The 8,897-nt window shown below is 58.3% G+C and carries 10 protein-coding genes; 1 reads left to right on the top strand and 9 read right to left on the bottom strand.

Going from position 1 to position 8,897, the window contains the following annotated elements; translation table 11 throughout:
- Positions 1–53: 53 nt before the first annotated feature.
- The 6 genes from msrQ to DBR24_RS02055 form a co-directional block, all read right to left on the bottom strand.
- Positions 54–677, bottom strand: a complete 624-nt coding sequence (msrQ, locus tag DBR24_RS02080) for a protein-methionine-sulfoxide reductase heme-binding subunit MsrQ (protein ID WP_128613749.1) — start codon at positions 675–677, stop codon at positions 54–56.
- Entirely contained in the window at positions 677–1,690 is a 1,014-nt protein-coding gene (gene msrP / locus DBR24_RS02075) for a protein-methionine-sulfoxide reductase catalytic subunit MsrP (RefSeq protein ID WP_128613748.1), read from the bottom strand. The genes msrQ and msrP overlap by 1 nt, the downstream gene beginning before the upstream one ends.
- A 63-nt stretch (positions 1,691–1,753) precedes the next feature.
- Entirely contained in the window at positions 1,754–2,611 is an 858-nt protein-coding gene (gene pssA / locus DBR24_RS02070) for a CDP-diacylglycerol--serine O-phosphatidyltransferase (protein WP_016983477.1), read from the bottom strand.
- Positions 2,612–2,758: 147 nt separating this feature from the next.
- Positions 2,759–3,775, bottom strand: coding sequence for a ketol-acid reductoisomerase (ilvC, locus tag DBR24_RS02065; RefSeq protein ID WP_007959661.1), 1,017 nt, complete (start codon positions 3,773–3,775; stop codon positions 2,759–2,761).
- A gap of 48 nt (positions 3,776–3,823) precedes the next feature.
- Positions 3,824–4,315, bottom strand: coding sequence for an acetolactate synthase small subunit (ilvN, locus tag DBR24_RS02060; protein ID WP_003205610.1), 492 nt, complete (start codon positions 4,313–4,315; stop codon positions 3,824–3,826).
- Positions 4,316–4,317: 2 nt separating this feature from the next.
- Positions 4,318–6,042 carry an acetolactate synthase 3 large subunit gene (locus tag DBR24_RS02055; protein ID WP_123464154.1) on the bottom strand — a complete coding sequence of 575 codons (1,725 nt, stop codon included), beginning with the start codon at positions 6,040–6,042 and terminating at the stop codon, positions 4,318–4,320.
- A gap of 399 nt (positions 6,043–6,441) precedes the next feature.
- On the opposite strand from DBR24_RS02055, the gene DBR24_RS02050 reads away from it, so the two are divergent.
- Entirely contained in the window at positions 6,442–6,858 is a 417-nt protein-coding gene (locus DBR24_RS02050) for a DUF4124 domain-containing protein (RefSeq protein ID WP_123464133.1), read from the top strand.
- Positions 6,859–6,945: 87 nt separating this feature from the next.
- Here the strand turns inward: DBR24_RS02050 and DBR24_RS02045 are convergent, their stop codons facing one another.
- The 3 genes from DBR24_RS02045 to DBR24_RS02035 all read right to left on the bottom strand — a co-directional run.
- Positions 6,946–7,281 carry a YqcC family protein gene (locus tag DBR24_RS02045; protein WP_123464131.1) on the bottom strand — a complete coding sequence of 112 codons (336 nt, stop codon included), beginning with the start codon at positions 7,279–7,281 and terminating at the stop codon, positions 6,946–6,948.
- Positions 7,281–8,030 carry a tetratricopeptide repeat protein gene (locus tag DBR24_RS02040; protein ID WP_128613747.1) on the bottom strand — a complete coding sequence of 250 codons (750 nt, stop codon included), beginning with the start codon at positions 8,028–8,030 and terminating at the stop codon, positions 7,281–7,283. Before DBR24_RS02040 ends, DBR24_RS02045 begins: the two co-directional genes overlap by 1 nt.
- 16 nt (positions 8,031–8,046) lie before the next feature.
- The coding region (locus tag DBR24_RS02035) for a penicillin-binding transpeptidase domain-containing protein (protein ID WP_256591242.1) at positions 8,047–8,897 on the bottom strand (851 nt) is incomplete at its 5' end.

Below are 8,897 nucleotides of genomic sequence, written 5' to 3'. Positions count from 1 at the left end.
GACTGCGCCGGAAGTGGGGCGAATTATAGACTTCTAGAATTCGCCGTCAACCGTTAATTTCGCTTTTCTTGCAAAACCTGCTTTTTAGCCACCAAACGCGGGATCCGCCGCGTCACTGGCGGAATACGCAGCAGCAGAAGCACAGCACCTATAAAGGCATAGATCGCCCACTCTTCGAGATCAGCACGCACAATCCACAGCATATGCAGCAAACCCAGGCCAAGAATCACGTACACCAGACGATGTAGCTTCTTCCAACGCACACCTAAACGACGCTGACTGTAGCGATTGGAGGTCACCGCCAACGCCAACAGTCCAAGGAAAGCCAACGCCCCTACTATTATGTAAGGCCGCTTACGCAGTTCGACCGCCAACTGCGACCAATCGAACCCCAGAATGAACGCCATATAGCTGCCCAGGTGCAAAACCACATAGGCAAAACACCAAAGCCCCAACTGCCGACGAACAGCAATCCACCCTGCCCACCCGGTTAGCTTTTGCATCGGTGTCATGCTCAGGGTAATCAACAACAACACCAACGTCCCCAGCCCCAGCCGATCCACCAGCACTTTGCCAGGATCAGGCCCGAGCAAATCCCCGAGAGCCTGATACAACCACAGCATCGGCCAGACTGCCGCCGCAATGAAAACGCCTATACGCCAGTACGGGAATCGCATCAGTAGTTCTTCCGCAGATCGAGCCCTGTATATAAAGAAGCGACTTCATCCGAATAGCCGTTGAACATCTGTGTATCACGCACATTCGGCTTGAACAGACTGTTCGGCAGACGCCGCTCCCGCGCCTGGGTCCAGCGCGGATGATCGACCGTCGGATTCACGTTCGCGTAAAAGCCGTACTCATCTGCCGCAATGCTCTGCCATGTCGTCTTTGGCTGCTCGCTGACAAGACTGATACGCACAATGGATTTGACGCTCTTGAAGCCATACTTCCACGGCACCACCAGACGCAGCGGCGCACCGTTCTGATTCGGGAGTTCGCGGCCATACATACCCACCGCAAGAATCGCCAGAGGATTCATCGCCTCATCCAGGCGCAGGCCCTCTACATAAGGCCAGTCGATCAAAGCGAATCCCGAGCGCTGCCCGGGCATGCTCTTGGGATCCTGCAAGGTTTCAAAGCGAATGTACTTGGCTTTGGAGGTGGGCTCGACCTGCTTGAGCAGCGCCGAGATCGGAAAACCGATCCATGGAATGACCATCGACCAGGCCTCGACACAACGCAGTCGATAGATGCGCTCTTCCAACTGATACGGTTTCATGAAGTCTTCCAGCGCATAGCGCCCCGGCTTACCCACCTCTCCGTCCACCACCACCGTCCACGGTTCGGTTTTCAACGCGCCGGCATTCGCCGCCGGATCACCCTTGTCGGTCCCGAACTCATAGAAGTTGTTGTAGTGGGTCGCATCTTTATAAGGCGTGATCGCCTCATCCTTGACGTTGACCGCCCCCCATTTAGTAGAAGGAAGCTTTTCGGCAAACCAGGCAGGCGCCTTGCCCGGCTCGACATCGGGATAACGCGCCGCATCATCAGCATTGGCCCAGCGTGGCAGGCTACTGACGGCGATACCGGCAGCAGTGGCCCCCAGCAACTGGCGGCGGGAGAGATAAATGGATTCAGGCGTGACATCCGACTCATGGCAGTCAGACGCTTGGGGGACTTTGATCAGCATGGCAACTCCGCAGCTTTGGAGGACAGATGCACCCATAGACTGCGGAGTATGCGGGAAATTACATCACTCGGCTTTTTTGTGCCGACGAAGATGCAACAGGTATTGCACCGGGCCGGAAGCAGCGTAGGCGAGGAACACCAGCAGCAGAATGCGCGGTGGATCGCTGAAGACCACGGCGAACACCAGCACCACTGCAAGGATTGCCACGAACGGCACCCGCCCTTTCAAGTCCAGCTCTTTAAAGCTGTTGTACTTGATGTTGCTGACCATCAGCATGCCGGCAGCCGCGACCATCAACGCGACCAAGAACGACATTTTCGAACCCTGGATGCCGTAATCGCTGAATGCCCAGACGATACCGGCCACCACACCGGCGGCTGCCGGACTGGCCAGGCCGATGAAGTAACGTTTGTCTGCGGTGCCAACCTGGGTGTTGAAACGTGCCAGACGCAACGCCGCGCCCGCTACATAGATGAAGGCAACCATCCAGCCGACCTTGCCCATGTCACCCAACGCCCAGCCGAAGGCCAGCAACGCCGGCGCGACGCCAAAGGCAACCATGTCCGACAGCGAGTCGTACTCGGCGCCAAAAGCACTTTGCGTATTGGTCATGCGCGCAACCCGGCCGTCGAGGCCGTCGAGCACCATGGCAACGAAGATCGCGATCGCAGCGAAGGCGAAATACTTGCTCGCATTCGCCGAATCGCCAGCGCTCAGGGCCGCCTGGGCGCTCATCGAGTTGATGATGGAATAGAACCCGGCAAACAGGTTCGCCGTGGTGAACAGATTCGGCAGCAGATAGATACCACGATGCCGGACTTTACGACCTTCTGCGTCGTGCCCTTCTTCGATGTGTTCATCGATGGGCAGCAGGCTTTCGGCGTCAGAAGCCTTGTTCGGCTCTTCGGGACGTTCGCTCATGGACATTACCTTGCAACGGTTTGGAGAAAATTCGACAGGTGCTTGAGGACGACAGTTCGGCCACAAACGATGCAGCTTTATACCAGAACCACCGCCTCAAACGAAAAAACGCGGCCGAGGCCGCGTTTTTCGTACAAGGGTGACGACTTAGTTTTTGGCTTTGTCGACGATCTTGTTGGCACCGATCCACGGCATCATGGAGCGCAGTTGCTCGCCGATGATTTCGATACCGTGAGCGGCGTTGTTACGACGCTTGGCGGTCATCGAAGGGTAGCCGGTTGCGCCTTCGCTGATGAACATTTTGGCGTATTCGCCGTCTTGAATGCGTTTCAGGGCATTGCGCATGGCCTGACGGGATTCGGCGTTGATCACTTCCGGACCGGTCACGTACTCGCCGTACTCGGCGTTGTTGGAGATCGAGTAGTTCATGTTGGCGATACCGCCTTCGTACATGAGGTCAACGATCAGCTTCAGTTCGTGCAAGCACTCGAAGTAGGCCATTTCCGGCGCGTAGCCAGCTTCAACCAGAGTTTCGAAACCGGCTTTTACCAGCTCAACGGTACCGCCGCACAGAACGGCTTGTTCGCCGAACAGGTCGGTTTCGGTCTCGTCTTTGAACGTGGTTTCGATGATGCCGGTACGACCGCCACCAACGCCAGCAGCGTAGGACAGTGCAACGTTTTTGGCGTTGCCCGAAGCGTCCTGGTAGATCGCGATCAGGTCAGGGATACCGCCGCCTTTGACGAACTCGGAACGTACGGTGTGGCCCGGGGCTTTCGGCGCGATCATGATCACGTCGAGGTCGGCACGCGGAACAACCTGGTTGTAGTGGATCGCGAAGCCGTGGGAGAAGGCCAGGGTGGCGCCCTTCTTGATGTTCGGCTCGATTTCGTTCTTGTAGAGCTGGGACTGGAACTCGTCCGGGGTCAGGATCATGACCAGGTCGGCGCCGGCAACAGCGGCAGCCACGTCGGTCACTTTCAGGCCGTGAGCTTCAGCTTTGGCAACGGTGGCCGAACCTTTACGCAGACCAACGGTAACGTCAACACCGGAATCTTTCAGGTTGCACGCTTGGGCGTGGCCCTGGGAACCGTAACCGATGATGGCAACTTTCTTGCCCTGGATGATCGACAGGTCGCAGTCTTTATCGTAGAAAACTTTCATGAATTTCCCCTATATATCCAGGCCGTTCAGGCCATTCGCTAATTTGGTTTAGATGCTGAGTACTTTGTCGCCGCGAGCAATGCCGGTCACGCCGCTACGGACGGTTTCCAGAATTGATGCGGTGCCGATGGACTGAATGAAGCTGTCGAGCTTGTCGCTGGTACCGGTCAATTGAACGGTATACACGCTGGCGCTGACGTCGACGATCTGTCCACGGTAAATATCGGTGGTGCGTTTGATCTCGGCGCGCTGGGCGCCAGTGGCCTTGACCTTGACCAGCATCAGCTCGCGCTCGATGTGAGCGCTTTCCGACAGGTCCACCAGCTTGACCACTTCGATCAGCTTGTTCAGGTTTTTGGTGATCTGCTCGATGATTTCATCGTGGCCCACGGTGGTCAGCGTCAGACGCGACAGGGTCGGGTCTTCGGTCGGGGCCACGGTCAGGCTTTCGATGTTGTAGTTGCGCTGCGAGAACAGGCCGACTACGCGAGACAAAGCGCCGGGTTCGTTTTCCAGAAGCAAGGAAATAATGTGCCGCATGATTAAGTACGCTCCGTCTTGCTCAGCCACATATCGCGCATCGAGCCGTCTTTGATCTGCATCGGATAGACGTGCTCGCTGGTGTCGACCGAAATGTCGATCACGACCAGGCGATCCTTCATGGCGAACGCTTCTGCCATCTTCGACTTCAAATCTTTCGATTCGGTGATGCGTACGCCAACGTGGCCGTAGGCTTCAGCCAACTTGACGAAGTCAGGCAGCGATTCCATGTAGGAGTGCGAGTGACGGCTGCCGTAGCTCATGTCCTGCCACTGACGAACCATCCCCAGAACACCGTTGTTGAGGATGACGATTTTCACCGGCAGACCATATTGCAGGCAGGTCGACAGCTCCTGGATGTTCATCTGGATGCTGCCTTCGCCGGTCACGCAGGCGACGTCATCATCCGGAAAGCTCAACTTGATGCCCATGGCCGCCGGGAAACCGAAGCCCATGGTGCCCAGGCCACCGGAGTTGATCCAGCGATTAGGCTTGTTGAACGTGTAGTACTGCGCCGCGAACATCTGGTGCTGGCCCACGTCGGAAGTGATGAAGGCATCGCCCTTGGTCACTTCGCACAGGGTCTCGATCACGGTCTGCGGCTTGATCTTGCTGCCATCGCCCTTGTCGTAAGGGAACAGGCCGCGATCACCGCGCCATTCATCGACTTGCTTCCACCAGCTGGCAACCGACTCCTTGTTCGGGGTCTCGCCGATTTCCTTGAGGATCGTGACCATTTCGGTCAGGACGCTCTCTACCGGGCCAACAATTGGCACGTCGGCCTTGATGGTCTTGGAGATCGAAGCCGGGTCGATGTCGATGTGGATGATCTTGGCGTTCGGGCAGAACTTCGCCGCGCCGTTGATCACGCGATCGTCGAAACGCGCGCCGACCGCCAGGATCACGTCAGCGTGGTGCATCGCCAGGTTGGCGGTGTAGCTGCCGTGCATGCCGAGCATGCCGATGAACTGCCGATCGGTACCAGGGTAACCACCCAGGCCCATCAAGGTGTTGGTCACTGGCAGGTTGAGCATCTTCGCCAGTTCGGTCAGCGGTGCGGAACCATTGCCCAGAATCACGCCGCCGCCGGAGTACAGCACTGGGCGCTTGGCCGCGAGGAGCATTTCTGCCGCCTTGCGGATTTGCCCCGAGTGACCGCGAACGGCCGGGCTGTAGGAGCGCAGCTTGGCTTTTTTCGGGAAGACGTATTCGAACTTCTCGGCCGGATTGGTCATGTCTTTCGGGATATCGACCACGACCGGGCCCGGACGACCGGATTGCGCCAGGTAGAAGGCCTTCTTCATGACTTCCGGGATTTCCGAGGCGTGCTTGATCATGAAGCTGTGCTTCACGATCGGCCGGGAGATACCGATCATGTCGGTTTCCTGGAACGCGTCGGTGCCGACCATGGTGCTTGGCACCTGACCGGAAATGATCACCATTGGAATCGAGTCCATATAGGCCGTGGCGATACCGGTGATGGCGTTTGTGGCGCCTGGACCGGAAGTCACCAATACCACGCCGGCTTTACCGGTGGCACGGGCGTAGCCGTCAGCCATATGGGTCGCCGCTTGTTCGTGACGAACCAGGATGTGGGTCACTTCCGGTTCTTTGAACAGGGCATCGTAAACATGCAGGAGAGCACCACCCGGGTACCCGTAGATATATTTGACGCCTTCGTCACGCAAGAAGCGGACGAGCATCTCACCGCCAGATAAAAGCTCCACGTTGTTCACCTCTAAAACGCCAGAATACCGTCCACAAAAAAGGGGCGGGTCTTAATAGGTTTACTTCTCGGCAGAGCATGAGCGACGGTGGTCGCCGACTACGTCAGCACTGACTGAGCAAGTATTGGGATCGTCCCAAGTGTTGCGGGCCTTTCCCACCCAGCGCGAGGTAACGCGTTGCGGGTGTAACAGGTCGGCGCGGATGTGCGCCTCATGATCTACCGAGTGGGTCTGCTTCTGGCAGTCCCTCTACAGCGGACTTTGGATTCTTCTGTTTCGCCCTCTCCAAGTCAAGCCGTCTATGTGCTTAATTGTGGGTAAGCACATGAGAACGCAAGAAAAAACCTGAAAACCGCTACTCTGTTAGCGTCAATTGCGCAATTTTGCCAAGGAATCAGCATGCGAACGCTACTCCTCACTCTGCTGATCGGCCTCAGCCCGTGGTGCATGGCCGCTCAAATTTACACATGGGTCGACGCTCAAGGTGTCACGCACTTCGATGCGCAGCCGCCGCAAGGCCAGCCGTCCAGTACCGTACAAACGCCCTCCTCGCCACCGCCCAAAGCTGCGCCAATGCCGGGCAGCGGTGCACTGGGGGATCAGAAGGTGATCGACGCCAAGGTCAAGAAACAGGTCGCCGACCAGCAGGCACAGCTCAAACAGTTTTGCGAACAGGCACGGACGAACCTTGCGCAATTGCAGAACAATCCACGTTTGAGAGAAGAAGTAGAGGGAGAATCAAGGCGCCTGGACGCTGCACAACGGCAGGAGCGCATTATCGAAGCGCAGAAACAGATTACGCAAAACTGTGAATAGAGACCTGTAGGCGCTGCAGCAGGCTGCGATCGTTAAAGACAAGATCAAAAGATCGCGGCCTGCGGCAGTTCCTGCACGGAATCGGTATTAACGGGAAGCGGTGATCAGCAGGTCGAACTCTTTGAGCAGCACCTGCAACTGGCGATCCTTGCCCTGCAGATTGCGCTGGGCGAAGACCATTTCAGCCATTTCCTGAATCCCCGAGGCATTGGGCAACGGCAGATCCTGCTCGAGGATCATTTTCATCCGTGGCAGGAAGATCCATTGCAGCCACTGCTCGAAGTCCAGTGTGTCGACCGAAAACGGCTCGACACTGCTCAGGGCTTCAGCCGACGGCGAGACCTCGTCCCACCAGCCCTGAGTGCGCAACTCACGCTCGATCAGCAACAGCTGATCGGCGATTTTCGGGAACCGAACATCCATCACAGCGAAACCCTGGCCTTCTGACGGGCCTGCGCGGCGCCGGCAGCGTCACCTTGTTTTTCACGGGACTGCGCGATGATTTCCCACAGATTGGCTTGCAGATCAGGACGACCGTTGGCCATGGTCAATGCACGACGGGCAAATTGCTCGGCTTGCGGGGCGTCACCCTGGGCCATGCGCACTTGCGCCAGACGGTAAAGCACTTGCGGCTCACGCGGGGCAACACGCTGGGCACGCTCCAGGCTGGACGAAGCGCCATTGAGGTCGCCACCGGCCTGTTGCTGTTGCGCAGTGGTCAGCAACGCGAGCACCGGGCCGTCCAGTTGCTCGTCGGCCGACAGACCGCCGCCGCTGCTGGCCGAAGGAATGCCGCTCGGCGTCGACGGCATGCTGTAGCTGCCAGTGTTGACGGGCGCCGAGTCAACCGGCGACGGATTGTACGGTCCCGGGGTAATTCCGCCGGACGCCGGTCCCGGCACGATTGGCGAAGTGCTGATCGGCGCGGATGTTGTCGCGCCACCACCCGGCACCATCACCACCACGCCGGTATCGCCTTGCGGGATCGCCTGAGTCTGGCCCTGCACAGGGCGCTTGACGGTCGTTTGACGGAAGCCGCCATTGGCCGAAATGCGCTCGCTGTTGGACACGGCGGTACCGGAATCGACCACCGGGATCGAACCACGCTGTACGGTAGAGCAGCCGCTGAGCAAAGCCACGGCGGTCACCGCTGGAATCAACCACTTGTTCACTTGAAACCCTCTTTGCTTAATTCATCCAGCCCTTGACCCAATCCATCACCGATTCCGGCGAAGCAGGCGTTTTGCTTGCACACGCGGCGCCGGGTGGCGGTTCGCTGCCGCGAATATACGGCATCTGCACCGCCCCCGGGCAGTTGGCATCGGAGCCCTGCCCGGTCCGCGAATCGACCCACGCCTGGACGATGTTGTCCGGCTGCGGCATGTCCAGCGGCAGCGGATCGGCCTTGCGCATGAAACTGGTCCAGACCTGCAGCGCACCGGTAGCCCCGGTGAACGGTGTCTTGCCGTTGTCATCACGACCCAGCCAGACCACCGCCAGCAGATCCTGACTGAAACCGGCGAACCAGCTGTCACGCGAATCGTTACTGGTACCGGTCTTGCCGGCCAGGGTCAGCGTCTTCGGCAGCACGTTATAAACCGAACTGCCGGTACCTTCACGCATCACCCGCTGCATGGCGTTCTGGATCAGGTAGATCGACGCCGGATCGAAACGCTGCTCGATCTGGAATGGATAACGCTTGAGCGGCTCGCCCTCGGCGGTCAGTACGCTGCGAATCCCGCGCATCGGTGTATTGAAACCACCATTGGCGAGGGTCTGGTACATGGTCGCCACTTCAATCGGGGTCATCCCGCCCGCGCCAAGCAACATTGATGGGAATGCCGGGAATTCACGCGTCACACCGAGGCGGCCCAAGGTCTTGAGCACATTCGGTACGCCCACTTCCAGACCCAGACGCGAAGTCGACAGGTTGTAGGAGTGCGCCAGGCCCTGATAAAGAAATACGGTACCGTGGGAGCGGCGGTCATAGTTCTGCGGCTTCCACATCTGACCGTTGGCGCCTTTGACCGACAACGGGT

Source organism: Pseudomonas sp. HMWF006, assembly GCF_003061205.1.
Classification (GTDB): Bacteria; Pseudomonadota; Gammaproteobacteria; order Pseudomonadales; family Pseudomonadaceae; genus Aquipseudomonas; species Aquipseudomonas monsensis.
Note: the sequence above shows the minus strand (reverse complement) of the source record. Positions and strands in the feature narration are given on the sequence as shown.